At 60.9% G+C, this 25,697-nt stretch carries 23 protein-coding genes; 9 read left to right on the top strand and 14 right to left on the bottom strand.

Going from position 1 to position 25,697, the window contains the following annotated elements:
• Nucleotides 1–27: 27 nt before the first annotated feature.
• The 13 genes from D3870_RS14705 to D3870_RS14645 all read right to left on the bottom strand — a co-directional run bounded on the left by D3870_RS14705 (nucleotide 28) and on the right by D3870_RS14645 (nucleotide 12,903).
• Nucleotides 28–951: a M48 family metallopeptidase gene (locus D3870_RS14705; protein WP_119740219.1), complete on the bottom strand. Its 924-nt coding sequence runs from the start codon at nucleotides 949–951 to the stop codon at nucleotides 28–30.
• A complete protein-coding gene (locus tag D3870_RS14700) occupies nucleotides 923–1,708 on the bottom strand; it encodes a lysophospholipid acyltransferase family protein (RefSeq protein WP_119740217.1) in 786 nt (261 codons plus the stop codon). Before D3870_RS14700 ends, D3870_RS14705 begins: the two co-directional genes overlap by 29 nt.
• A 45-nt stretch (nucleotides 1,709–1,753) precedes the next feature.
• Complete coding sequence (gene gmhB, locus D3870_RS14695; RefSeq protein WP_119742173.1) at nucleotides 1,754–2,314, bottom strand: D-glycero-beta-D-manno-heptose 1,7-bisphosphate 7-phosphatase; 561 nt, start codon at nucleotides 2,312–2,314, stop codon at nucleotides 1,754–1,756.
• A gap of 13 nt (nucleotides 2,315–2,327) precedes the next feature.
• Nucleotides 2,328–4,424, bottom strand: coding sequence for a glycine--tRNA ligase subunit beta (gene glyS / locus D3870_RS14690; RefSeq protein WP_119740215.1), 2,097 nt, complete (start codon nucleotides 4,422–4,424; stop codon nucleotides 2,328–2,330).
• Between the two features lie 77 nt (nucleotides 4,425–4,501).
• Nucleotides 4,502–5,413 (bottom strand): glycine--tRNA ligase subunit alpha, encoded by a 912-nt coding sequence (glyQ, locus tag D3870_RS14685; RefSeq protein WP_119740213.1) that lies wholly within the window; start codon nucleotides 5,411–5,413, stop codon nucleotides 4,502–4,504.
• Between the two features lie 72 nt (nucleotides 5,414–5,485).
• Nucleotides 5,486–7,075: an apolipoprotein N-acyltransferase gene (lnt, locus tag D3870_RS14680; protein WP_119740211.1), complete on the bottom strand. Its 1,590-nt coding sequence runs from the start codon at nucleotides 7,073–7,075 to the stop codon at nucleotides 5,486–5,488.
• 60 nt (nucleotides 7,076–7,135) lie between these two features.
• Nucleotides 7,136–8,020, bottom strand: a complete 885-nt coding sequence (locus tag D3870_RS14675) for an HlyC/CorC family transporter (protein WP_119740209.1) — start codon at nucleotides 8,018–8,020, stop codon at nucleotides 7,136–7,138.
• 110 nt (nucleotides 8,021–8,130) lie between these two features.
• Nucleotides 8,131–8,589 carry an rRNA maturation RNase YbeY gene (ybeY, locus tag D3870_RS14670; RefSeq protein WP_119740207.1) on the bottom strand — a complete coding sequence of 153 codons (459 nt, stop codon included), beginning with the start codon at nucleotides 8,587–8,589 and terminating at the stop codon, nucleotides 8,131–8,133.
• Complete coding sequence (locus tag D3870_RS14665) at nucleotides 8,573–9,589, bottom strand: PhoH family protein (RefSeq protein WP_242489992.1); 1,017 nt, start codon at nucleotides 9,587–9,589, stop codon at nucleotides 8,573–8,575. The genes ybeY and D3870_RS14665 overlap by 17 nt, the downstream gene beginning before the upstream one ends.
• 31 nt (nucleotides 9,590–9,620) lie before the next feature.
• On the bottom strand, nucleotides 9,621–10,973 hold the full coding sequence (miaB, locus tag D3870_RS14660) for a tRNA (N6-isopentenyl adenosine(37)-C2)-methylthiotransferase MiaB (RefSeq protein WP_119740204.1): 1,353 nt from the start codon (nucleotides 10,971–10,973) through the stop codon (nucleotides 9,621–9,623).
• A gap of 13 nt (nucleotides 10,974–10,986) precedes the next feature.
• Nucleotides 10,987–11,325 carry a hypothetical protein gene (locus D3870_RS14655; RefSeq protein ID WP_119740202.1) on the bottom strand — a complete coding sequence of 113 codons (339 nt, stop codon included), beginning with the start codon at nucleotides 11,323–11,325 and terminating at the stop codon, nucleotides 10,987–10,989.
• A gap of 237 nt (nucleotides 11,326–11,562) precedes the next feature.
• Nucleotides 11,563–11,898, bottom strand: a complete 336-nt coding sequence (locus D3870_RS14650) for a hypothetical protein (RefSeq protein ID WP_119740200.1) — start codon at nucleotides 11,896–11,898, stop codon at nucleotides 11,563–11,565.
• A 225-nt stretch (nucleotides 11,899–12,123) separates the two neighbouring features.
• Nucleotides 12,124–12,903 (bottom strand): choice-of-anchor L family PEP-CTERM protein, encoded by a 780-nt coding sequence (locus D3870_RS14645; protein ID WP_199710664.1) that lies wholly within the window; start codon nucleotides 12,901–12,903, stop codon nucleotides 12,124–12,126.
• 370 nt (nucleotides 12,904–13,273) lie between these two features.
• Here D3870_RS14645 and D3870_RS14640 point away from each other — a divergent pair, with 370 nt between their 5' ends.
• Genes D3870_RS14640 through D3870_RS14625 form a run of 4 tightly spaced genes read left to right on the top strand, consistent with a single transcriptional unit; the run spans nucleotide 13,274 to nucleotide 16,462 of the window.
• Nucleotides 13,274–13,525: an acyl carrier protein gene (locus D3870_RS14640; protein ID WP_119740196.1), complete on the top strand. Its 252-nt coding sequence runs from the start codon at nucleotides 13,274–13,276 to the stop codon at nucleotides 13,523–13,525.
• Entirely contained in the window at nucleotides 13,522–14,373 is an 852-nt protein-coding gene (locus tag D3870_RS14635; protein WP_119740194.1) for a hydrolase 2, exosortase A system-associated, read from the top strand. The genes D3870_RS14640 and D3870_RS14635 overlap by 4 nt, the downstream gene beginning before the upstream one ends.
• Nucleotides 14,370–15,218, top strand: a complete 849-nt coding sequence (locus D3870_RS14630) for a hydrolase 1, exosortase A system-associated (protein WP_119740192.1) — start codon at nucleotides 14,370–14,372, stop codon at nucleotides 15,216–15,218. Before D3870_RS14635 ends, D3870_RS14630 begins: the two co-directional genes overlap by 4 nt.
• Nucleotides 15,188–16,462 (top strand): glycosyltransferase, encoded by a 1,275-nt coding sequence (locus D3870_RS14625; protein ID WP_242489991.1) that lies wholly within the window; start codon nucleotides 15,188–15,190, stop codon nucleotides 16,460–16,462. The genes D3870_RS14630 and D3870_RS14625 overlap by 31 nt, the downstream gene beginning before the upstream one ends.
• Nucleotides 16,463–16,469: 7 nt before the next feature.
• On the opposite strand, the gene D3870_RS14620 is transcribed toward D3870_RS14625, so the two are convergent.
• Nucleotides 16,470–19,835, bottom strand: a complete 3,366-nt coding sequence (locus D3870_RS14620) for a VanZ family protein (RefSeq protein ID WP_158590477.1) — start codon at nucleotides 19,833–19,835, stop codon at nucleotides 16,470–16,472.
• Between the two features lie 530 nt (nucleotides 19,836–20,365).
• Here D3870_RS14620 and D3870_RS14615 point away from each other — a divergent pair.
• The 5 genes from D3870_RS14615 (at nucleotide 20,366) to D3870_RS14595 (ending at nucleotide 25,468) form a co-directional block, all read left to right on the top strand.
• Nucleotides 20,366–22,342, top strand: a complete 1,977-nt coding sequence (locus tag D3870_RS14615) for an RIFT barrel domain-containing protein (RefSeq protein WP_242489990.1) — start codon at nucleotides 20,366–20,368, stop codon at nucleotides 22,340–22,342.
• A 241-nt stretch (nucleotides 22,343–22,583) separates the two neighbouring features.
• Nucleotides 22,584–23,162: a hypothetical protein gene (locus D3870_RS14610; RefSeq protein WP_119740188.1), complete on the top strand. Its 579-nt coding sequence runs from the start codon at nucleotides 22,584–22,586 to the stop codon at nucleotides 23,160–23,162.
• A 40-nt stretch (nucleotides 23,163–23,202) separates the two neighbouring features.
• On the top strand, nucleotides 23,203–23,478 hold the full coding sequence (locus tag D3870_RS14605) for an HPr-rel-A system PqqD family peptide chaperone (RefSeq protein ID WP_158590476.1): 276 nt from the start codon (nucleotides 23,203–23,205) through the stop codon (nucleotides 23,476–23,478).
• Nucleotides 23,475–24,395 (top strand): HprK-related kinase A, encoded by a 921-nt coding sequence (locus D3870_RS14600; RefSeq protein ID WP_119740184.1) that lies wholly within the window; start codon nucleotides 23,475–23,477, stop codon nucleotides 24,393–24,395. Before D3870_RS14605 ends, D3870_RS14600 begins: the two co-directional genes overlap by 4 nt.
• Entirely contained in the window at nucleotides 24,392–25,468 is a 1,077-nt protein-coding gene (locus D3870_RS14595) for a nucleotidyltransferase domain-containing protein (protein ID WP_119740182.1), read from the top strand. The genes D3870_RS14600 and D3870_RS14595 overlap by 4 nt, the downstream gene beginning before the upstream one ends.
• Nucleotides 25,469–25,697: the final 229 nt, after the last annotated feature.

Below are 25,697 nucleotides of genomic sequence, written 5' to 3'. Positions count from 1 at the left end.
GTTCCTTTTGCCGTTATGAAATTCGCTCTAGAATGCCGGCAAGGTTTCCGGCGCATGGTCGCGCAGTGCCTTTTTCGCCGCAACGAATTCCGGGAACACCGATTGCACCGTGGCCCAGAAGCGCGGGCTGTGATTCATTTCGCGCAGATGCGCCAGTTCATGCGCGATGACATAGTCGATCAGCGGCAATGCGAAATGAATCAGTCGCCAGTTCAGGCGAATCTTTCCGTCGGCCGTGCATGAACCCCATTGCGTTGTCGCCGAGGACAGTGCGAACTGGCGATAGCTGACGCCAAGTTTTTCCGCATAGACCGGCAGGCGTTCGGCAAACACGCGCCTGGCTTCCAGCTGCAGCCATCCCTGCACACGGTCTTTCAATTGTTGTTCGCCGGCGTCCGGCGGCAGGCACACTGTCAGTTCGCGTGCCTGCTTGTCATGGGCAATCCCTGTGGCTTGCGCCGTCATGATGCGCAGCGTGACATCGACGCCGAGATAGGGAAGCGTCGCACCGTCGCGCCACTGCATCTGCGGCTGCAAGCGCCGCGCCGATCGCTCGCGGCGTTCGACGAGCTTGGCGAAGATCCAGCGCTGCTTTTCGCGGATTGCATTCTCGATTTCCACCACTGTCACCCATTTCGGCGCAGTGATGCGCAAGCCGCCATCATCGATCAGGAAACCGATGGTGCGGCGCTTCGAGCGCAGCAGGCGGTATTCGAGCATGTGCTCGTGCAGCTGCACGCGCCGCCGGGTGCCGGGCGCAGCCGGATTCGCGGAAGGTGTCGGTGACGGAAACAGCTCCAGCGGTTCGCGCGGCGCTTGCGCCGCCGATCCCGGCACATGCTTGGGTGCCGGTTGATCGACCGCGGGTTGCGATGAATATCCGGAAGAGAAGAAATCCAGCTGCAGCGCGAGCTGTTGCGGGTCAGGCGGAGTCTGGCGAAGCAGCTTCAAGGGTCGTGGGGAGCTTGTCGTTGGTGTAAATGCCGGGTGATGAAATCACGCGCATCTCGGATTCTATCCAATTTTCGACTTGCTGCATCAACTCTGCTGTCGTGAGCCCTTCCGGCGAGATCGGCTTGCCGATCGAGACCGTAATCAGACCGGGCTTCTTGATGAAGGAATTGCGCGGCCAGCATTCGCCCGCATTCATCGCGATCGGCACCACGATCGTGTTGGTCTCGACCGCGAGGCGCGCGCCGCCGCCCTTGTACTTGCCTTTCTTTCCCACCGGGATGCGCGTGCCCTCGGGGAACATGATGATCCATTGACCATCGGCCAGGCGCTTTCTTCCCTGCTCGACCACTTGTGCAAAGGCATCCCGGGTCTTGCTGCGGTCGATCGGGATCATGCGCAACAGCGCAATGCCCCAGCCGAAGAAGGGGATATAGGTCAGCTCCTTCTTGAATACGAACACGGGCGGGCGCGGCATGGTGAAGCAATAGAAAATCGTTTCCCATGCAGACTGATGCTTGGACAGAAGAATCACCGGCGCATCGGGCAGATTTTCGTATCCTTTGACTTGATGGCGTATGCCACACACGACCCGTGCCGCCCAGATCACGAACACGTTCCAGCGCGTGGTCATGTAGTAGCGACGGTTGTATGAGAGAGGGGCAAACAGGAAGCACAGCGGTGCCCAAACCACGGTCGCGAGCGTCATCAACAGCATGAACAGCAATGAACGCAGGAACAGCATGAAGCTTGACATCGGGTCTCCAGTATCATGTCGCGAACGTCGGTGAACCGCAGCGGTTCAGACGGCAATGGATGGTTTGGTCGGGGTCTTCAACAAATGGTCGACGACGGCGGCAAGATTGGCATGGATCGTCGTGCCGGGAGGCAAGCCGCCCTTGGCGCGCGTCCTCTCGCCCTTGCCGGTCAATACCAGATAGGGCGTGCTGCCGGTAGCATAACCGGCCTGCAAATCGCGTAGCGAGTCGCCGACATTCGGCACGCCTTTCAGGTTCACCTCAAAGCGTCTGGAGATTTCCTGCAGCATGCCGGGCTTCGGCTTGCGGCAGTCGCAATTGTCGTCAGCTGAATGCGGGCAGAAGAAGATCGCGTCGATGTCGGCGCCGACGAGTTGCGCGGCCGCGTGCATCTTCTGATGAATCGCGTTGAGCGTGATCATGTCGAACAATCCGCGTGCAATGCCGGACTGGTTGGTCGCGACCACCACGCGATAGCCGGCCTGGTTGAGGCGGGCGATGGCTTCCAGCGAACCGGGAATGGGAATCCATTCGGCCGGCGACTTGATGAATTCATCGGAGTCGTGGTTGATGACGCCGTCGCGGTCCAGGATGATCAGTTTCATCGTCAATCGCAGTTCAGGCCGCAAGCTTGGAGATGTCCGCCACCTGATTCATCATCCCGTGCAGACTCGACAACAGGGCGATGCGGTTGTTGCGCAATTGCTCGTCGTCGGCCATCACCATCACGCCGTCGAAGAAGGCGTCGACATCGTTGCGCAGGTGCGCGAGTGTTTTCAGCGTGCTGGTGAAGTCGCCTTTCGCGAATGCGGCATCGACCTGCGGACGCAACTGCACGATGGCGGCATACAGGCCTTCCTCGGCCGCTTCCTTCAGCAGGCTCTTGCTGACTTCGACGGTGGTGCCGTCTGTCTTCTTCAGAATGTTGGTGATGCGCTTGTTGGCGGCGGCAAGCGATTCCGCTTCCGGCAGTGCCGCGAATGCCTGAACCGCGTTCAGGCGTTCGATGATGTTGTCGAGACGGTCCGGGTTCTGCGCGACCACCGCTTCGACTTCATTCTGGGTATAGCCGCGTTCGCGCAGCAGGCCGCGCAAGCGATCAAGCATGAAGACCGCGACTTCCGCAGCAGGGTCCTTGAAATTGGCGTTGCCGGCGAAAAGCAGCACGGTGTCCTGCAACAAAGTGTTGATCGACAAGGGCAGGCGCTTTTCGAGCAGCATGCGCAGCACACCCAGCGCATGACGGCGCAATGCGAAAGGATCCCTGTCGCCGGTCGGCTGCAAGCCGATGCCCCAGATGCCGATCAGCGTTTCGAGCTTGTCGGCCAGCGCCACTGCCGTGCCGGTTTGCGTCGAAGGCAAGGCGTCGCCGGCAAAGCGCGGCTGGTAATGTTCGGAGGCGGTGAGCGCCACTTCCTCATGCTCGCCGTCATGGCGCGCGTAGTACGTGCCCATGATGCCTTGCAACTCGGGAAATTCGCCCACCATGTCGGTCAGCAAGTCCGTCTTGGCCAGCAGTGCGCCGCGTTCGGCCAGCGCCACATCGCTGTTCAATGCCTTGGCGATCTTGCCGGCCAGTGTCTTGACGCGCTCGGTGCGCTGCGCCTGGGTACCGAGCTTGTTGTGGTACACGACGTTGGCGAGGCCCGGCAGGCGGTCCGCGAGTTTCTTTTTCTTGTCCTGTTCGAAAAAGAACTTGGCGTCCGACAGGCGCGGCCGGACGACGCGCTCGTTGCCGCCGATGATGTGTTGCGGATCGGGGGTTTCCAGGTTCGACACGATCAGGAAGCGCGAACGCAGACGGCTGTGCGCATCGGTCAGCGCGAAATATTTCTGGTTGGTCTGCATGGTCAGGATCAGGCATTCCTGCGGCACGGACAGGAAGGCATCCTCGAACTTGCATTCGTACACGACGGGCCACTCGACCAGTGCGGACACTTCATCCAGCAGCGCTTCCGGCATCAGCACCGTGTCGCCGTTCGCCTTGGCCAGCAGCGCGGCGCGTATCGTTTCCTTGCGCGTGGCGACGCTCGGAATCACCTTGCCTTGCGCTTCCAGGGCGGCGGCATAGTCGTCGGCGGCGGCGATAGTCAGTTCACCTTGCGACAGGAAGCGGTGGCCGAGCGTGGTGCGGCCTGCCGTCAAACCGAGCAAGGCGACCGGCACGATGTCCTTGCCGTGCAGCGCGATCAGCTTGTGCGCCGGACGCACGAACTGCACGGTCGACCCGTCGGGACGCTGATAGCTCATTACCTTGGGAATCGGCAGCTTGCCCGCGGTGTCTTCCAGCGCGGCCTGCAAGCCGGCATGCAGGGCCGTGCCCGGCGCGGTGTAGGTGTAAAAGAGGCTCTCCGCCTTGCCGTCGGATGCGCGTTCCAGTTCGCTCACCTTGATCTCATCGATCTTGATGGCTTGCGCCAGTGCGGCAAGCTTCTTCGTCAGCGGCGCGGTCGCGCGGCCTTCGGCATCCAGTGCAACCGATACCGGCAGCACCTTTTCGCGAATCGACTTGTCGGGCGACGTGGCGCGCACCTTGCTGATGGAGACCGCGAGTCGGCGCGGCGTTGCGAACGAGGTCACAACCGAATCGGCTTCGAGGAAGTCGCGCGATTTCAATCCGTTGAGAATGCCGGCGGCAAAGGCATCCCCCAGTTTTGCGAGCGCCTTGGGCGGGAGTTCTTCGGTGAGCAGTTCGACTAGCAGTGTGTGGTTCATGTCTTTTTATCGTCATTCCGGAGAAAGCCGGAATCGAGTGTCTTGATGGATATCGACGATGCCGAACTTCGGCATCTTCATGCCGCCTGGCGCGCATCTCCGAGCATCGGGAAGCCGAGCTTCTCGCGCGATTCGTGATACGCCTGCGCCACCGCACGCGACAGATTGCGGATGCGGCCGATATACGCCGCGCGCTCGGTGACGGAGATCGCGCCGCGCGCATCCAGCAGGTTGAAGGTATGTGCAGCCTTCAGAATCATTTCGTAGGCGGGCAGCGCCAGCGGCACTTCCAGCAGGCGCTTTGCTTCGGATTCGTAGTTGCCGAACAGCGAGAACAGGAATTCCGTGTTGGAGTGCTCGAAGTTGAAGGTCGATTGCTCGACTTCATTCTGATGGAACACGTCGCCGTAGGTCAGGCGTTTCGTGATGCCGTTTTCCTGCCATTCGGTCCACACCAGGTCGTACACGTTCTCGACGCCTTGCAGGTACATCGCGAGCCGCTCGATGCCGTACGTGATTTCACCCAGCACCGGTTTGCAATCGAGTCCGCCGACTTGCTGGAAGTAGGTGAATTGCGTCACTTCCATGCCGTTCAGCCACACTTCCCAGCCGAGACCCCACGCGCCCAGCGTCGGATTTTCCCAGTCGTCCTCGACGAAACGCACGTCGTTCTGCTTGAGATTCAGTCCGAGCGCTTCGAGCGAGCCGAGATAGAGGTCGAGAATGTTTTCGGGCGCCGGTTTCAGCACTACCTGGTACTGGTAGTAATGCTGCATGCGATTCGGATTCTCGCCGTAGCGGCCATCCTTCGGCCGGCGCGATGGCTGCACGTAAGCGGCGCGCCAGGGTTCCGGACCGATTGCGCGCAGAAAGGTCGCCGTATGCGAGGTGCCCGCGCCGACTTCCATGTCATAGGGTTGGAGCAGAGCGCAACCTTGCGCATCCCAATACTCTTGCAGCTTGAGAATGACTTGTTGAAATGTAAGCATGTTCTTGTTCCCGACCCGGCGCGATTGCCGGGTTGAGCCTTGATGTGGGGGAATCCGCTGAAACAGTAGATTCTAGCGGTTTTTGGGGGGCTTTTGCGATTTACCGCCGCTCTTGCGGCGTGCCAACCAGGCTGCGCCCAGCATGAGCAACGCGAGTGCAATCACCGGCTTGTTGCCAAGTCTGACATAGGGTGTCAGGCCCTTGTAGCCTTGCACGGTTGCGGCCAGCGTGCTGCGTTGGAAGGGGGGCAGTTGCGCGACCACCTCACCCCTCGCGTTGATGACGGCGGTTGCGCCGGTATTGGTCGCGCGCAGCATCGGGCGACCGGTTTCCAGCGAGCGCATTTGCGAAATCTGCAAGTGCTGCGGCAGGGCGATCGAGTCGCCGAACCACGCGATATTGGACATGTTCAGCAGTACCGTGGCTTCCGGCATGTCCGCATGCCGGCTGGCCGCCAACTGTGCCGCGATTTCCTCGCCGAACAAATCCTCGTAGCAAATATTCGGCAGCACCCGCTGATCGTTCACCGCGAACGGCACCTGCAACAGCTTGCCGCGCGTGAAGTCGCCGAGCGGGATGTTCATCAGATTCACGAACCAGCGAAAGCCGGGTGGAATGAATTCGCCGAACGGAACCAGATGATGCTTGTCGTAGCGATAAAACGTCGCAGCGGACGAGGGGGCAAGGCCGACCACGCTGTTCGCATATCGCGTCGGCCCGTCGCTGACCGGAATGCCGAGCAGCAGATGGCTGTTCGTTTGCTGCACAAAATTCGCCAAACGTCCGATGTAATCCGGCGGTAACTGACGTGACAAAAGCGGAATCGCGGTTTCCGGTGTGGCGATCAGGTCTGCGGGTGCGGCGCTGATCATGTCGTGATACAGCGCGAGCGTGGTTTCGATCTGTTCGGGCGCGAACTTCATTTCCTGCGGCACGTTGCCCTGCAGGAGGCGAACGGACATCGGCTTGCCATGCATCTCGGTCCAGCCGATGGTCTTCAGTCCATAGCCGGCGGCGAGGGCCACGACTGCGAGGGCGATCGCTGATTTCCTTTGCGCCGCCAATGCCAGACAGCCCGCGATCCATGCGGCGATCAGGGCCAATCCATACACGCCCACCAGCGGAGCAAAGCCCGCGAGCGGCCCGCCGGTGTGCGCATAACCGCCGCTCACCCACGGAAAGCCGGTGAACACCCAGCCGCGCGACCATTCGGCGAGCGCCCACAAGGCAGGAAGCACCAGCAGCAGCGATGCGGCATCCGACAATTGCCAGCGCTGCCGCAGCCATGTGCCGATGCCCGTTGCAAGCCCGGCGAGCAGGCTCAAACTGGCACCCAGCAAGGCGACCGCAAGCGCCGCCAGCAGCGAGGGCATGCCGCCGTACTGGTGCATGCTGATGTACAGCCACCAGGTGCCGGCGATCAACCAGCCGGTACCGTATGCCCATCCGAGCAGCGCGCCGCGCCTGATGGAAGGCGCACGCAGCACGAAGCCGAATACCAGCGCCAGCGTGGCGATCTGCAGCGGCCAGACGCCGAAGGGCGCGAACGCAAAGACGTTGACTGCGCCAAGGAGCAGGACGAGCAGCGGAGCGAATCGAGATGCAGGAAGTGAGCGGATATCCACGCGTCTTGTTTGTTGTTGTGGGGATGTGCGCCACATCGTACACGACAGGCAGTCAGCCGGCTGCCTGTTCATTCACGGTGCCGGCTCGGCGCGTGCTCAGGACGCGCGCGCAGCGGCCGCTTCGATCAGCTTTTCCACCAGCAGCACATGCACCTGGCGGGCGTCGGCGCGCAATACTTCGAATCGCAGGTCGTCGACCTCGACGACATCGCCCTTGCCGGGCACACGGCCGAGATGATCTGCGATCAATCCGCCGATGGTATCGACGTCCTTGTCGGAGAATGCCGTGCCGAATATTTCGTTGAACTGTTCGATCTCGGTCAAGGCATTGACGCGCCAGCGTGCACCGCGCGCGCCGTCCCGGATCGGCAGAATGTTGTCGGCATCATCGTCGAAATCGTACTCGTCTTCGATGTCACCGACGATCTGCTCGAGCACGTCTTCGATCGTCAGCAGTCCGGCCACGCCGCCGTATTCATCGACCACGATCGCCATGTGGTTGCGGGTCGCGCGGAAGTCGCGCAGCAAGACGTTGAGTCGCTTCGATTCTGGAATGAAGACGGCGGGGCGCAGCATGCCGCGCACGTCGAAGGATTCGTCGGCGTAGTAGCGCAGCAGATCCTTCGCCAGCAGAATGCCGATCACCTTGTCGCGTTCGCCTTCCACTGCAGGGAAGCGGGAGTGCGATGTCTTCAGGACGAGCGGCAGCCACTCCTCGATCGGTTGGGTGACGTCGATGACATCCATCTGCGGGCGCGGCACCATGATGTCGCTGGCGGACAGGTCGGAAACCTGGAACACGCCCTCGATCATCGACAGCGCATCGGCATCGATCAGATGGCGTTCATGCGCGTCGTGCAGGATGTGAAGCAGCTCGGCGCGATCTTCTGGTTCAGGGGAAATGAGTGCGGTCAGGCGTTCGAACAGTGACCGCTGCGGTTTGGTGTCAAGGAGTTTGGCACCACTAGGGTGATCTTGCATATGGCGTACAGCCGTTGTGGGGAAGTGGTTTTAACGAAAGACAGGATACAACAAATGAGCGGCGGACCACAAAAGTTGTCAAGACGGTTTGCCAAATATCCAGGATGCGGTCAGGCATTCGCGTAAGGGTTGGCAAAACCCAGGGTCGCAAGGATCTCGATCTCCAGCGCTTCCATTTCTGCGGCTTCGTCATCGGCCTCGTGGTCATAGCCCTGGGCATGCAGCACGCCATGGACAAGCAGATGCGCCACATGGACATCAACGGATTTTTTCTGTTCGGCAGCTTCGCGTTGCAGCACGTCGGTACACAAGATGATGTCTGCCTGCGTCACCTCGGCATCCTCGTCTTCCGTATAGGCAAAGGTCAGCACGTTGGTCGCGTAATCCTTTTCACGGTAGTCGCGGTTCAAGGTGCGGCCTTCTTCCGCATCGACGAAGCGAATGGTCAACTCTGCCGGCGCGAACAGGGCCGCCTGTATCCAGCGGCGCAACTGCGTGCGCGGGATCAGTTCCTTCAGGCGGGGGTCGGGATACTGGACGGAAAGAGCGAGCTTATTTTTTGGCGGCATTTCTGAGCGTTGCGCTGGTCGTTGGCGTGACTGCTTCATAGGCATCGACGATCCGCGCTACCAGCGGATGCCGCACCACGTCGGCACTGGTGAAATGCGTGAAGGCGATGCCGCGCACATCGTGAAGAATTTTTGCGGCATCGATCAGGCCGCTTCTCTGCGTGCGCTGCAAATCGATTTGCGTGACATCCCCGGTGACGACGGCCTTGCTGCCGAAACCGATGCGTGTCAGAAACATTTTCATCTGTTCCGGCGTGGTGTTTTGCGCTTCGTCGAGAATGATGAACGCGTGATTGAGGGTGCGGCCGCGCATGTAGGCCAGCGGCGCGATTTCAATCGCCTGTTTCTCGAACATCTTCTGCGTGCGGTCGAAGCCGAGCAGGTCGTACAAGGCGTCATACAGCGGACGCAGATAGGGGTCGACCTTCTGCGCTAGATCGCCGGGCAGGAAGCCGAGCCGTTCGCCTGCCTCGACCGCCGGGCGGGTCAGCACGATGCGCTTGATTGTATCGCGCTCCAGCGCATCGACCGCGCAGGCGACTGCCAGATAGGTTTTCCCCGTGCCGGCAGGGCCGATGCCGAACGTGACGTCGTGTTCGAGGATCGACTTGATGTACTTGTTCTGATGCGGCGTGCGTCCGCGCAGGTCGCTGCGGCGCGTTTTCAGCACGGGTGCTTCGGTGAATTCCTCGTCGGCGTTCTTCTTCGCCTTGACGTCTTTGTGCGCACCGGCGCGCTGTTCGACCAGAGCCAGCTGGATATCTTCAACGGCAATGTTGCGGTCGGCGACTTCATAAAACCGTTCGAGCAGTTCGATGGCCTGCGCCGCGTTGTTGCCGGATACGACGAATTTCTCGCCACGGCGAAAGATCGTGACGTCCAGTGCGGCGGAGATCTGGCGGAGGTTTTCATCCATCGGCCCGCACAGGTGCGCGAGCCGCTTGTTGTCGAGCGGTTGAGGGATGAACTGCTGAGGGTGAATGGGCGTTTTGGTGTTCAAGACGTGTATGCGCGGTATCGCTGTATGAGACTCACTGTTTGATGACGGGTTCGCCACGCAAGGAGTAGGGGAAGGCCTGCGTGATGCTGACATCGATCAATTGACCGATCAGCCGTGCCGCATTCGGGCCGCCGGCGAAATTGACGACGCGGTTGTTTTCGGTGCGGCCCTGCAAGTCGCCGTCGCCTTTCTTCGCGGGGCCTTCCACCAGGATGCGCTGCACCGTGCCGACCATGCTCTGGCTGATCTTGCGCGCATTCGCTTCGATGGTGGCTTGCAGGTGCTGCAGACGCTTCAGTTTCACTTCATACGGCGTGTCGTCGGCCAGATTGGCGGCCGGCGTGCCGGGGCGCGGGCTGAAGACGAAACTGAAGCTGGTGTCGTAGCCGATGTCGTTGATCAGCTTCATCAAGGCATCGAAGTCCGCTTCCGTTTCGCCGGGGAAGCCGACGATGAAATCGCTGGACACCGCAATGTTCGGACGCACCTCGCGCAGGCGGCGGATGACCGACTTGTACTCCAGCACTGTGTAGCCGCGTTTCATCGCCATCAGGATGCGGTCCGAGCCGTGTTGCGCGGGCAGGTAGAGATGATCGACCAGCTTCGGCACCTTGGCATAGGTATCGATCAGGCGCTGCGTGAATTCCTTCGGGTGGCTGGTGACGAAGCGGATGCGTTCGATGCCGGGGACTTCGGCGACGTATTCGATCAGCAGCGCGAAATCGGCAATCTCGCCATCAGCCGAATCACTGCTCATCTTGCCGCGATACGCGTTGACGTTCTGGCCCAGCAGCGTGATTTCCTTCACGCCTTGCGCCGCCAGACCCGCCACTTCCTCCAGCACGTCATCGAAGCGGCGCGACACTTCCTCGCCGCGTGTGTAGGGCACGACGCAGTAGCTGCAATATTTGCTGCAGCCCTCCATGATCGATACGAACGCGGATGCGCCCTCGACCCTGGCCGGCGGCAGGTGGTCGAATTTCTCGATTTCCGGGAAGCTGATGTCGACTTGCGGCCGTCCGGTCGTGCGGCGCTGCCGGATCAGTTCCGGCAGGCGGTGCAGGGTCTGCGGGCCGAACACCACATCGACGTAGGGCGCGCGCTTGACGATCGCTTCGCCTTCCTGCGAGGCAACGCAGCCGCCGACGCCGATCACCAGGTCGGGATTCTTCTGCTTCAGTTCGCGCAGGCGCCCGAGGTCGGAGAACACCTTTTCCTGCGCCTTCTCGCGCACGGAACAGGTGTTGAGCAAAATGACATCGGCTTCTTCAGGCGTCTCGGCCTTGACCAGACCCTCGGAAGCGTTGAGCACATCCGCCATCTTGTCCGAGTCGTACTCGTTCATCTGGCAGCCGAAGGTCTTGATAAATACTTTCCTGGACATGGAACTCATGGAGCTATTGCTGCAAATTGTCTTTCGATTTGGCGGGCGGACGGCTCGCTTCTTCCTGCGTCAGTATCCAGACGCGGTCGATCTCGCCCTGCGCGTTCTCGGTGTAATTCACGGCCATATCGCTGCCGCGCAGCGAGGCCGGGGTTTCGGTCAGGTTCTCCTGATTCCAGATGCGTGCGCCCGGTGAAAGGATACGCTTTGCGCCGTCGAGCACGATTGCCGGATACGGCGCGGGCGTCATCGTGCCGCGTCGCGCGTTCTGCGGAAACGGGCGCTCGAAAGCCCATGCCGGAAGCGTCACGGCAGCCGACAAGAGAAGAATCAGGAAACGTCGACTCCACATATCAAACCTCGTTTCGTCGTAAATCGATCATCGGGACCATCGCGCATCCACGCGGGGGAGGGGAGAAGGCGGAATGCGGAGCCGCCGGGCCGGTTCAAGCTGTCTTTTCACGCCTTGCGCCACGGCTTGCCGCTGAATCGGCGGCAGTTCTCGGGAGGCGGGGAAATGGGGGCGATTATATCATCGAGAGCGGTGCCGCCATTTGGCGGCGCGAGCCGGACGGTCCGCCGAGGGGCATCAGGAGTGGTGAGTTGCCATGCGGCTGGATGCGTGCGTGGCGAACCGCAAAACAGCCGCCGTGGCGCCAGCGAGCGCGACGGCAGTTGCCCACGCCGCCATTGCGGCAGGCAGCCAGCCGAACGCAACGGTAAGCACGACGCCATGGGTGGCAATGCCGTAGGCATAACAGGCAATGAATGCCAGTACGGCGGCAATCGTGCCGGTGCGGCCCGCAATCAGTTGCTGCCGGGCGTGCCGCCCAAGTCCGAATGGCAGGCTGCCGGAAGGGCAGGCAAGCGCATGTTTCCCCGGTTCGCGCACGCCATTGCGGCGTAAATGATTTCTTGCAGTCATTGTGTCGTCCCCTCCCTGCCGGTCACGGATTGTTTTCCAATGCGTTGGAGGGCAAATTCTTGCAAAGGTTGCAGGCAGGCTCTTGATATTCAGCAAATTTTTAAATACCGGCATTTGTTGCAGTATTCCCGTCACCTTTCATCCGGCACCGTATTTGACGCATAAAAAAATGGCGACCCGCAGGTCGCCATCGAATGGTTCAATTTTGCACGCGCGTCATGCCTGTCATGCCTTCTTGCGCCTGCGAGCCACGAGGCCGGCCAGGCCGAGGCCCAGCAAGGCGAGGCTGCCCGGTTCTGGCACATCGGTGCTTGCGAACGTGCCGGCCTGGATGAATACGCCGGAATCCCATTCCGAATCGCCTTGATCCTTGATCAGGAACTCGAACTCATTGGTGCCGCTGAGTCCGGTAGCAAAAGCGGTCAAGACAGTTGTGAGGCCGTCGTATTGCGTATCCAGATGCAGGGAGGGGATGGATGCGCCTGTGGCATTGTTGCGGAAATAGGCGCTGTTCTTGTTCAGGTTGACGTTGTTGATCGACACGTCATCGCCGCTACCCGGCAGTTTTGCGATATTCACCCCGTTGAGCCGCAGCTCGAACATGTCGTTGAACTGGTTGACATACTCGTTATATTCTTCGGACGCGAAAACGTACTTGAAAAACAGGTTGCCGGTCGAGCTGGTGAACTTGAATTTCAGAGAGGTGGTGTCGCCGCCGGCGATTCCGCAGCCGGATTGCGAGTTCGGGCCGGGTGCGCAATTGACGGTGCCGGTGGTCAGCAGCACGCCCTTGTCAAAACCGATGGCATCTGCGGCACCGGTAAATGTGCCTGCCGCCGTGGAACTGGCAAGCGAGGAAAAAGTCGCATTGCTGATGGTGACGCCAGAGCCGCCAAGCGCGGTTGCCAGGGCGGTCGCATCGGTTGACGATGTCACGACCATGGCGCTGGCCGAGGCCGTTGTCAGGGCAAGTATCGATGCCATGACGAGTGAAGTAATTTTCATTGATTGATCCCTTAAGAGTGTTGTATTAGCCATCGTTGGAAAGCTGCTTTCGCAAGCTCGGGCGCTGGATTAGCAAAAACAATGCCAAATTAATAATGTTTGAAAATCAACAACTTGGCGGCGGGATTCGGGAAGTGCCTTTGTCTTTGTAAGGAATCTTGACAAAGGGGGGCGGTCGTTGGCATTTTCCGGTTACTCCGTCGTAGTACAGGTGTACCTTGCTTCAAGGTATTCCGACCGCTGGTTCCGGGCTGCAACGAAGATGCAGTATCATGTTAGCCTTGTGTCAATATTTCCGTCACACCGCTTTTCCAATTCCCGAACGCGGGGCAGCCGCCCGAGAGCGGCCGGAATCCAGCCCGTATCACATATGCCAGCCATCGAACAAGTGAAGAACATCGTCGCCGATACCTTGAATCTCGGCGATCGCGGCAGCCGCCTCGGCCCGGATTCGGCCCTGCTGGGAAGCCTGCCGGAACTGGATTCCATGGCGGTCATTCATCTGATTACGGCGCTGGAGGAGTATTTCGGCTTCGTCGTGCATGACGATGAAATCAGTGCCGAGCATTTCGAAACGCTCGCCAGCCTCGCGGCCTTCGTCGATGCCAAGCTCGCCGCATGAGCGAGCGCCCTGGCCTGCCTGCGATGCAACCGTTTTTCCTCGACACCGTGCGGGGAACGCGTTTTTGCCTCTATCACGCGCCGCCCACAGGAACCGAGTGCCGCGGTGCATTCCTTTATATCCATCCCTTTGCCGAGGAAATGAACAAATCCAGGCGAATGGCGGCGCTGCAGGCGCGCGCCTTTGCCGCGACCGGTTTTGCAGTGCTGCAGATCGACCTGTTCGGTTGTGGCGACAGCGCCGGTGAATTCGGCAATGCGCGATGGGAGATATGGAAAGAGGATCTGGCTGCCGCCAGACAATGGCTGGTCGAACGCGTGGCGGCTCCCGTCCATTTATGGGGACTTCGTCTGGGCGCGCTGCTGGCGCTGGATTTCGCGCGGTCGAGGGGGGATGCGATCGACTCGATCGTGCTGTGGCAGCCCGTGATGCGCGGCGAGTCGTTCATGACGCAGTTTTTGCGCTTGCGGCTGGCGGACGACATGCTGGCGGGGCGTGCGGAACAGAATGGCGGAACGCGCGCGCTGCGCGATGCATTGGCGCGCGGCGAGGCGCTGGAAATCGCGGGGTATGACATCGCGCCGGCGCTGGCGGCGGAGATTGACACGCTCGATGCCGCGGCATGGAGCGGGATTGGCAGTGCGATTCACTGGTTCGAGATTTCGGCCGATGCGAACCGTCCGCTGCCGCACGCGAGTGCGCAGTTGATCGCGGCATGGCGCGACGAAGGCGCTGACGTCCGGCTGCATCCAGTGCAGGGCGCGCCGTTCTGGTCCGCGCCGGAAATTGCCGAGTGCCCCGAGCTGTTGTCCGCCACGGCGGCAATCTTCCATCCGGTGCATGCATGAGTTGCGCGGAAAGCGCCGTCGGCTTCGCGTGCCATGACGCGCAGCTTTGCGGAATCCTGAGCCTTCCGCGGCAGCCGGTGTCGCGCGGCGTGCTGATCGTGGTCGGCGGGCCCCAGTACCGGGCGGGAAGCCATCGCCAGTTCACGCTGCTTGCGCGCTTTCTGGCGGCGCGCGGGATTCCGGTTTTCCGGTTCGATTATCGCGGCATGGGCGACAGCGGCGGCGATGCGCGCAGCTTCGAGGATGTGGGCGATGATTTGCGCACCGCAATCGACAAATTTTCCGAAACGATGCCGGGCCTTGCCGAAGTGGTGATCTGGGGCCTGTGCGATGCGGCCTCGGCTGCGCTGTTTTACGCGCATCAGGATCGCCGCGTCACGGGACTCGTGCTGCTCAATCCCTGGGTCAGGACCGAGCAGGGAATCGCCAAGACGTATCTGAAACATTACTACCGCAGCCGCTTTTTCGAGCGCGCATTGTGGGACAAGGTGCTGCGCGGGCGATTCGACTGGCTTGCAGCGGCGCGCTCGTTTTCGGCACTGGTCCGTGAAGGGTTCGGCCGGCAGCGCGGGACCATGGGCGCGGCCTGCGATGCTCCGCTGCCGCAGCGCATGCTCGATGGGTTCCGTCGTTTCGATGGACGGGTGCTGCTGATCCTGAGCGGCAACGATCTGACTGCCAAGGAGTTCCTCGAACTGGCCGACGGCTCGCGTGACTGGCAAGGATTGCTGAAGTCGCGGCGCGTGCAACGCCATGACTTGCCGCTTGCGAACCATACATTCGCGCGGCGCGAGTGGCGGGATCAGGTTGCGGCATGGACACACGATTGGATGAAAACATGGTGAAGCGCGTTCTCATGATTGCGTATCATTATCCGCCTCAGCATGGCAGCAGCGGCATTCAGCGGACATTGAAGTTTTCGCGCTATCTGCCGGAGTTCGGCTGGGATCCTGTCGTTCTGAGCGCGCGGCCGGCTGCGTATCCGAGCGTGAGCAACGATCAGCTGGTCGAGATTCCTTCCAGCGTGCACGTGCATCGGGCATTCGCTCTCGATGCGTCCAGACATCTGTCGATTCGCGGTCGATATCTGCGCGCGATGGCGCTGCCGGACCGCTGGAGTTCCTGGTGGCTGGGGGCGGTGCCGTCCGGCTTGCGTCTGATTCGCGAGCATCGGCCCGATGTGATCTGGTCCACCTATCCGATCGCGACCGCGCATCTGATCGGACACGCCCTGCATCGCCTGAGCGGCATCCCGTGGGTTGCCGATTTCAGGGATCCGATGACGGATGAGGGCTATCCGGCCGATGCAGTCGTGCGCGGTGCATACCGATGGGTCGAGCGAAGGACGATTCTCAACTGTTCGCACGCCGTCTTCACCACGCCGGGTGCGGCGAACATCTATCGCGCCCGCTTTCCCCATCTGCCGGCATCCCGTTTTCGCGTGATCGAGAACGGCTATGACGAAGAGAATTTCAGTGGCGCGGCAGCGTTGCCGGCCAATGCGCCGCAAGGGGAAAAACCGTTCGTGCTGCTGCACAGCGGGATCATCTATCCGTCCGAGCGCGACCCGCGTCCCTTGTTCGAGGCGGTGGCCGCGCTTGTCGCGCAGGGGGACGTGTCTTCGCGCGATTTCAGGCTCGTCCTGCGCGCCGCGCATCACGAGGAGCTTCTGCGGCAACTGGCGCATCAGCACGGGATCGCGGATATCGTGACGCTGCTCCCGCCCATCCCCTACCGGGAGGCGCTGTCGGAAATGCTCGCGGCGGACGGGCTGCTGATCCTGCAGGCGGCCAGCTGCAACGGCCAGATTCCCGCCAAGCTGTACGAATACCTGCGGGCGCAGCGCCCGATCCTCGCGTTGACCGATCCGGCGGGCGATACCGCGGCGACGCTGCGCAATGCCGGCATCGATACCATTGCGCGGCTGGATTCGAGAGACTGCATCATGGCGGCGCTGCGGCGATTCATCGACATGGCGCGCCAGGGTGCAGCGCCGATGGCAGCGATGGACAAGGTGCTGGCCAATTCGAGAAAAGCCAGAACGCAGGAACTGGCGAATCTGCTCGATCAGGTTGCCGGCGCAAGCTGATTGAGCATTACATCGTCGCGTGCGCCGCAATGTATGCGCGCTCGCGCCGGACATCACGATGCGCCGGTGCCAGTGCATGCTCGTCATCGTCCGACGCAGCGCGTGATCGCGGCGTCACCTGCAGCATGGCTGATGACGCAAGCAGATAGAACAGCAGGCTCAGGCGCGGAAAATCGAACAGGCTGTTGAGCGCGCCCAGCGCGAGAAAGCCGATCAGCGCAGCGGCCAGCGCCGGCACGGGCAAGCCCTTGTCCCGATGGCGCCGCCGCAGCGCCACGCCGGACTGCACTGCCAGCAGCGCAAACAGCAGCAGTCCCACCGCACCCTGCTCGAAGTAGAGCTGCAGCCACAGGTTCTCGATGTGCCACGGCAGATGATTGTCGGTGGCGAAAAACCAGTGATCCATCCCTTGCGTGAAGCTGCCGTTGCGCAGCAGCTCTCTGCCGTCGTCGGACATCAGCGAGACATCGTCGATGTCGGCGACCGAGGCGGCGTGCGGATTATGGATGGAAAGCTTGAGCAGACGCTGCGCATACCATTCGCGCGACGGCAGCCTGGTCGTATCGAACTCGACGCTAAAGCGCTTCCACTGCCCGTTTGTCTCGCCGAGCCTGACCGATTGCGCGATGCAGTTGGCCGAATACAGCATCCACTTCTCGCACAGCGGCAGGCGCAGCTCACCGGTGCCGGCGCTGCTGCGTGCCGAAAAGCTCAGGCGATAGCGGCGGTTGCCTTGCACGTTGACGATCTGTTCGACATACAGGGGCGAGCCGCCGCCCAGCGCGAGCCAGGTGTTGCCCGTTTCGTTCCTGAAGCCGTATGTTGCAGGCTTGACGCCCTCACCGCTGCGCCAGAGGTAGAGCCCGGGATAGCGGCCCGTACCCATGCCGAACAGCGTGGTGGCGACGTCGTCATCCATCATCTGCAGGGCGTCTTCCCAATGCGCCGCGCGCGCATGCAAGTCGCTGCCGCTGGTCGAGAACCGGTCATTCAGGTGTGTGCCGTGCACGACGAGCCATGCGGCGGCGGCTCCCGCCAGCAGCACGGCCGCGCCGGCCGCAGCCCGCAAAGGTCCGGACGAGGCCGGCGTGCGCAACAGGGCGGCTACCGCAAGAACGACCATGCCCAGCGCCAGCGCAATGTAGCCGCCGCGCGCATAGGTCACCACCATCGCGTAGACGCCGAGCGCGAACACGCTCGCGCCGAACAGGCGTGCAAGCGGGTGCCGCACGGTGAGCGACCACCACGCGACGAACGGCATTGCCAGCACCAGGTACGCCTCGATCGCGGCCCCGCCGACATGCATGCCCGAGAACATGCCGACCACGCGGTAACCGCTGCTGAAATTGAACAAGCCTGGAAAGGCGATGCGCTCCCACAGCACGGATGCTCCCGCCGCGCACACACCCAGTGTCATGCCGAACGCGAAGCGGCGATGCGCGGTGGCGGCGTCCCGATCCAGTTCATGTTTCAGCAACGGCAGCAGAAGCATTGCCCACATCAGACCTTTCCCCATGCGCAGCGCGTTATACGGGCTGTAATAGCTGCTGAACGCGTTGATGTCGAGCGAGGGAAAGGGCGATGCGCCGATCAGCACTGCCGACACGGCAGACAGCAGAAACAAGGCGAACACGCATAATGCCGCCGGCGCAAGGCGATGCGCGGATTTTCCCGGTGGCCAGCGCCAGTAGGCGAGCGCAATCGTCGCCAGCAGCAGGTAGTCGAATTCATCGGCAAAGAAGCGTCCGCTCAACGGCGCAAGGTCCAGCACCGGCAGTGCGGCGGGCACCAGAACGAGCCATGCATGCTGCCAGCGGTACAGGATGACGAGATAGGTTGCGAGACCCGCGGCAAGCCAATGCATGCCGAGCGGATAGTCTGCGATGGCCCACGCCAGCAGGCTGGCACACACCAGGGCCGGCACTTTGAATCCGCCATGAGCGCTCGTGTCCGCCTGCTGCGCAGGCAGCGGCGTTGCGGTCGCAGTTGCAGGGTGTGTGTGCGAGTGTGCGGCGACAGCCGGCGTCAGCATCGCGTTCAACCAGTGCATCAGCCAGCAGGCTGCGGCGGCAGCGGCCGCGCCGATCAGTACATTGGTCGGATCCGGATGCAAATGACGCTGGAAGAGTTTCGCGAATTCGAACACCGACGCAAGCAGCGCGCCAAGGATGGCTGACGCAAGCATGCCGCGCCGCCGCGCGGTGTCCGTCATCCAGAACAGCAGCACGCCAGGCGGCGCGTAGGCAAGGGAGGTAAACCAGAAGCTGACGAGCGCGGCGGTTTCGGTCGTGAAGTAGTGGTAGTAGAACGGCAGAAAATGCACGTCCGGAAGCCTTTGCAAAGCGCTGTCCCAGTCCAGCCACTCATGCATTTTCCATCCCTGCAGGAGCGCCAGTCCTGCGACGTAGAGCGGCACGAGCGGCAATGCCAGCCAGCGTGCCTTGCGCAGCAGGATGAATGCGCGGGCGGCGCGTTCCGCCGGCAAATGCTTGCAGGCCAGCGCGCCCAGGCCCGCGCCCGCCGCGCGCGTCAATACTGACATCCCTTGTGAAACGCCCGAATTCAGGAGGAGCTGCGCACCCTCGATCGTGAGGCCCAGGACGGCCCCCGCCAGCAGGGCGATGCGCACGCTCGAACGGTCGGGTGTACGCGAGAAAGCGGGCGTGAAGCGCACAGCCATGATTCCCAACGGAAGCGCAAGCAGCACTTCGAGTGTCAGCTGAACCGCGCAACGTGCCGGGCTGCGGTAGGCGTCGAGCGACAGCCACAGATTGTCGCGCCCGTTGCCCAGACGCGCCGCGAGTTCTGCCGACGACACGACAACATCAAAGGGAAACAGGCTCAATGCAAGATAGGCCGGCACGTATATCGCCAGCGCAGTCGACAGTGCGGCAAGCCGCCCCGCATTGCCGCCGGCGCGTAATGCGGCGAGCCAGGGTATCATCCGCGCGCCGAGCGCGTGCCACAGGACGATGCCGGCGACGCTGCCGATCACTTCGGCCAGTATGTCATTGAGCGAAACGGTACGGGGCGGGAAGTAGAGTTGCGCGAACTCGATGCCGACGCACAAGGCGATTGCTGCCGCCAGAACGGCAAGCGAGCCGGCGATGCGCGCGGAAGCGCGGGCGGCCTGGCTGACAACGCCGGACCAGATGAACGTGAGCGGGATGTAGAGCAGGATGTTGGCGATCCAGTCGGCGCGCGAGCCGATGCCGAGCGCCAGGTAGGGAATCCGGCCAAATGCCTGCCATGCCTCGGATGGATCGAGGTAAGTGAATCCGAGCGGTACAAGACTGCCGTAAATCACGAATGCCAGATACGCCAGGCCCGCATAAAGGCCGATTCGTTGAAGCGTGTTTCCCGCTCGTGTCATGGATTTCTCTTTGTTGTCGAACATGCATTCTGCGCGGAAAGGAGTGTATTGGTTGCGCTGGAGCAAAGCAAATTGCATCAGGGCCGGTCATTCTTCCTGAGCTTTGCCATGCAAGCTTGAACAAGCGGAAGGAGGAAAAGACATCTTTGACAATGTGGCGATCGATATTAAAAATTGCTTTGAAGAAATATTTCGACTATAACTACATCCATCCGGACAGCAGTACAGGCACATCTCGCGGAAACCCCGATTAACGTATTGGAGGAGTCAAGATGAAACTGCCGTCGTTGTCTCAAGAATTGCGCGTTGCTGTTTTTTTGCTGATTGGCGGCGGCCTTTGTGCATGCGGCGGCCAATCGGCAGCGGTGTCATCCGGCGGACAATTTGCGTCGGAATTTCAGGCGGCCTCATCCGTAACCGCCGTCGAAAAAAGTGCGGGTCGCGTCGTTGCGGGCAGCTCAGGGGGGATCAGTAGCGCTTCCTCTTCGACGTTCACTCCCACGCCGATACCCCCGCGCTCCAGTTCCGAGGTGACCTTCGTCAATATCGACAGCACCGCTTCCGGCGCGCAAACCAGCGTGCCGGTCACGTTCGGCCAGGTCTTCGCTCAAGGGGATGTGCCGCAAGCGAACTCGCTCACAGGCAAGCTGGCCGACGGCACGATGATTCCGCTGCAAGTCGATGTCAAGGCCACCCATCCGGACGGCTCGATGCGTCACGGTATTTTTTCGGCGATCATGCCGCAGCTGCTCGCGGGGCAGACTCAAAAAATCACCCTCGTCAAGACCGACAAAACTGCCGCGCCGGCATCGGCTCCCGCCGAATTGCTCAACGCGGGCTTTGCGGCGGATGTCAGCATCAATCTCGCGGGCCAGACCTATGGCGCATCCGCCGCCGCGTTGTTGGCTGCAGGCAAGTACACATCGTGGATCTCCGGACCCGTCGCGAACGAATGGATTGTGTCGGCCCCCTTGATGACTGCCGATGGCATCGAACATCCCCACCTGGCGGCGCGTTTTGCGATTCGTTCGTATGCCGGACTCAACAAGGCCAAGGTCGATGTCATCATCGAAAACAATTGGGCCTATGTTGCCGCCCCGCAGAACTTCACCTACGACGTGCAGGTCAACGTCGGCGGTCAGACCGCTTACACGAAAGCTGCGCTGACGCACTACCACCACGCGCGCTGGCGCAAGACGTTCTGGTGGGGAACCGCACCGCAAGTCCATGTCAGGCATCACACGGCTTACCTGATCGCCACGAAGGCGGTGCCGAATTACGACCGGACGTTCTCGATTTCGCCGGTGGCGCTGACATCGATTCGGACGAAATTCAGCGGTGCGGTGACCGAGCCGATGCGCAACGGACTGGCCGTGCAATACATGCCGCAGACCGGCGGCAGGCCTGACATCGGCCTGCTTCCAGGGTGGGCCGCAACTTATTTGTTGAGCATGGACAGGGATGCCAAGATCGCCACGCTGGGAACGGCTGATTTGGCGGGGAGCTGGTCCACGCACTACCGCGACAAGAACACCGACCGCCCCGTCAGTCTGGTCGATTATCCGTACATGACCATACTCGGACGTTCCACCGATACTTTCAATCCTGCAACGAAAAAGTACGAAGCGTTTCCTGCATGCGGCGGGGTATGCACCAATCCGCACAACGCCGATGCCTCGCATCAGCCGGGATTCGCCTACCTGCCGTATGTGGTGACGGGAGAACATTACTATCTCGAGGAATTGCAATTCTGGGCCATGTGGAATCTGTTTCAGAGCAATCCGGGATACCGTGGCAATGTGAAAGGTCTGTTTCACGCGACCCAGGTGCGGGGCCAGGCGTGGATCTTGCGCACCTTGGCCGAGGCCGCCTACATCATGCCGGACAGCGACCGCTTCAAAGCGCAGTTCGCGAAGTTCCTGTCCGATAACCTCGACTGGTACAACACCACCTATGCCAGCAATCCGAATCCGGACAACAGCCTCGGCGCGATTATCGATGCCAATGCCATAGTCTACGACGGCGGGCGTGGCATTGCGCCATGGCAGGACGATTTCTTCACCGCCGCAGCCGGTCATGCGGCGGAGCTCGGCTTTGAAAAAGCGCAGACCTTGCTTGCGTGGAAAGCGAAATTCCCCGTAAGCAGGATGGTTGGCCCCGGCTTCTGCTGGATCCTTGGCTCCATCTACAGCCTGCATGTCCGGGACACGACAAGCGGACCGATATACACGAGCATCGGTCAGGCGTACCAGGCGAGTAATCCGCCGGCGCTGACAGCCCTTTCATGCGCGAGTGCCGAAATGGCCGCCAATCTCGGCTTGAAGCTCGGCGAAATGGTGGGATATTCGTCGGACAATGCCGGCTTTCCATCCAATATGCAGCCGGCGCTGGCCTACAGTGCTGATTCGGGCATCGCCGATGCGGCCAAGGCATGGACCGTGTTCATGGGGCGCTCGGTGAAGCCGAACTATTACAGCGGCCCGCAATTCGCGATCGTGCCCCGATAGGGCATCGTGTGAGCGGTCTCCGCCATCCGATGCGGGGGCCGGCTCGCAAGCGCGACGGTCGCGTCTGATCATCGCTCGCGCAAATGAGGCGCAATAACAACGATGAGGTTTTGACATTTGAATAACTAGGCTGGACCGCCAGGATATAATCGCCTCTTGCTATTTGGAATGATTTCTGCGCCGACAGGCCCGCCTGCCGGATTGGGAACGTCTATCGAGCCATCAAAAAGGGGAGCCTGGCATGACTACCAAGGATCATCAGCACAGCGAGAGCGAGAAAGACGACCCGACACAAGCGGGTGCCACCCACACGCCGTCCCTCAATGCGTCCCGCCGACATTTCGCCAAGGCCGGCCTGGCAGCATCCGGCGTCCTGATCACGCTGGCCAGCCGTCCTGTAATCGGCGCCGCCGTCAGCAAATCCCCGTCCGGCTTTTTGTCCGGCAATCAAAGCTCGCACGGCCAACCTGTCGCCAGCCAGGGCCGCTCGCCAGGCTACTGGAAGAACCACCTGGGCAGCTGGCCCGTATCGACCGATACCCAATTCAACCATGTCTTCGGCTGCAGCCCCACTTCCGTCTATGGCAAATACACCTTGCTGGAACTGCTGTCGCACAAGAAGGACGACAAGCACAACCTCGGCATGCACCTTGTCGCCGCATTTCTCAATGCGCGAAAAGGCTGGACGCCCTTCCTGAGGGAGGACAGGATCAAGGACATGTTCACGGAATGGCAGTCCCGTGGCGCTTTTTCGCCGATCGCTACCGTGGATTGGAATGCATCGGAAATCGTCAATTACCTGCAAGCGACGCAGTCATAAGCCGGTTTTCGCGTTTTCCCGTCGCTTCCCTGTTCCAATCATGTGGCAAGTAGCTCCAGGTCAGCCATTCAGTCTGCGCGTGTTGGGCGACGAGTTCGTTGCCTACCACCCCCTGTCTGGCGATACGCATTTACTCGGTGCCGCCGCCGGGCATATTCTCGTCGCGTTGCAACAATCGCCATCCGATACAGCGGCATTGGCCGAGCGGCTTGCCTCGCTGTGGCAGACCGAACTGCATCATGAACTGGCACTCGAGACGGAAGGCATTCTGGCCGACCTCGAATCGCTGGCATTGATAGAGCGCGTGCCATCTTGAACGTCTCTTCACTCACCGAGCCGGATCTCAAGCGGCGGCTCGCGCAGCATGGTATCGCCATTCGAACCGGGGCATTCGTCACGCATCTGCAAACCGCGATTCCGCGCGTGGCGGAAGGTATCCATCTGCTTTACGCGGACTTTCCTCTGATTGAGCAAGGCGGCTTCGCGGATTTTCACGTCCGCCTTGCGCGCCCGAGGAACTTCAGAAGGTGGTTCAAGCCACAGGTATTGTTTCTGTTCGATGGCGATTCCACATTCAAGCCCTTGCCGCTCGATCAGGCATTTCCCATGCTCGAATGGGGCCTCAACTGGTGCGTATCCAGTCATGCCCACTCCTATCTGATGATCCATGCGGCGGTGATTGAGAAAGACGGCTTTGCCGCGATGCTGCCGGCGCCGCCGGGATCGGGCAAAAGCACCTTGTGCGCGGCATTGGTCAATCGCGGCTGGCGCCTGCTGTCGGACGAACTGGCGTTGGTGCGTTTGAGGGACCGGAAAATCATGCCGCTGCCGCGACCGATCAGCCTGAAAAATGCGTCCATCGACCTTCTCAAGCGTTACGAGCCGCGCGCAATTCTCAGCCGCGAGGTTGCCGATACCATGAAGGGAACGGTCGCGCACATGAAGCCTCCTGCCGACAGCGTTGCGCGCGCTATGGAAGCTGTGCCGCTTGCATGGGTCATTTTCCCGAAATACCAGAACGGCGCGGCGACGCGACTCGATATGCTGCCCCAGTCCCGCGCTCTCATGCGTGTCGCCGACAACGCATTCAACTACAGCACGCTTGGCGCTGATGGGTTTGAAGCGTTGGCAGGATTGCTCGAAAACGCACAGTGTCATGATTTCAGCTACAGCCAACTGGACGAAGCCGTCTCGGCATTCGCTGCACTGAAACCAGCGACGGTCCTGACGTGACTGCCGCTCCCTTGTTATTGCAGATACTTCGGCGGCCGGAAACGTCGAAATCGCTAGACCTTGCAGACTGGGATCTGCTGTTGCGCCAGGCGCGGCGCGCCAATCTGCTGGCGACGCTTCACGCTTTGCTCGAAGAGCGTGGACATATCGAGCAAGTTCCGTCCCGGCCGCGAGAACACCTGGGGTGGGCGCACGCCATCGCCGAACGGCATGCCCAGGCAGTTGATTGGGAAATCGCGCAGATAAGGAAAGCCTTGGCGAAGGCAAACGTGCCGCTCATCCTTTTGAAGGGGGCGGCCTACGTGGCGGCCAGGCTGCCGCCCGCGCGAGGCCGTCTCTTCTCCGATGTCGACATCCTGGTTCCCAAGGGCAGCCTTGATGTCGTGGAAGCCGCATTGACGCTGCATGGCTGGGCGACTACCCACCACGATGAATATGACCAGCGCTATTACCGGACCTGGATGCATGAGCTGCCGCCCATGCAGCATGTCAAACGAATGACCGTGATCGACGTGCATCACGCGATTCTTCCGGAAACAGCAGCCTTGCGTCCGGATCCCGAAAAACTTCGCACGGCCGCTCAATCGCTTGCATCGCATGCCGACGTGAAGGTTCTGGCGCCGATCGACATGGTCCTGCACAGCGCCGCGCATTTGTTCCATGAAGGCGAACTGGACAACGGTCTGCGCGATCTGGTGGATATTCACTGCCTGCTTGCACATTTCGGCGGCCTGCCGTCGTTCTGGCCCGACCTTGTCCGGCGCGCCAAGGAACTGGAACTGACGCGCCCGCTCTTTTATGCGCTGCGTTATACAGAGCGAATGCTGCACGCAGCAATTCCGCCGGACGCGATGGAAGCCGCCGGCAGCGGCCGCCCCCATCGCCAGATTCTTGCGCTCATGGATCAGCTCTATACACGTGCGTTCCTGCCGAATCACCCGAGTTGCAGGGACCGGCTGGCTGGTATGTCGCGAAGGATGCTGTATCTGCGCGCTAATTGGCTTCGCATGCCGCCCTTGCTCCTTGCGCGTCATCTGTTTCACAAAGCATTCATCTCGCCGGATTTGGCGTGACGAGGTTTTTTAGCCAAGACTTGCCGTGCGATTCTCATGCGGCAATGTTCCTGTATGCAAGTTTGATCATGGATTGCAATGCTGGCATCTTTCCGTGTAATCCAAGTAGATGTCGGGTTTTTTTACGAATGATTGGATAAAACGCAATTTTTAAGCATAAGTTATTGAAATAAAAGGAAATTTTATTCTGGCACAAGCATTGCTTTATAAGGGTTGTTGTTGAGATTCA

Source organism: Noviherbaspirillum cavernae, assembly GCF_003590875.1.
Lineage (GTDB): Bacteria > Pseudomonadota > Gammaproteobacteria > Burkholderiales > Burkholderiaceae_D > Noviherbaspirillum > Noviherbaspirillum cavernae.
This window is presented reverse-complemented; position numbering and strand designations above follow the sequence as displayed.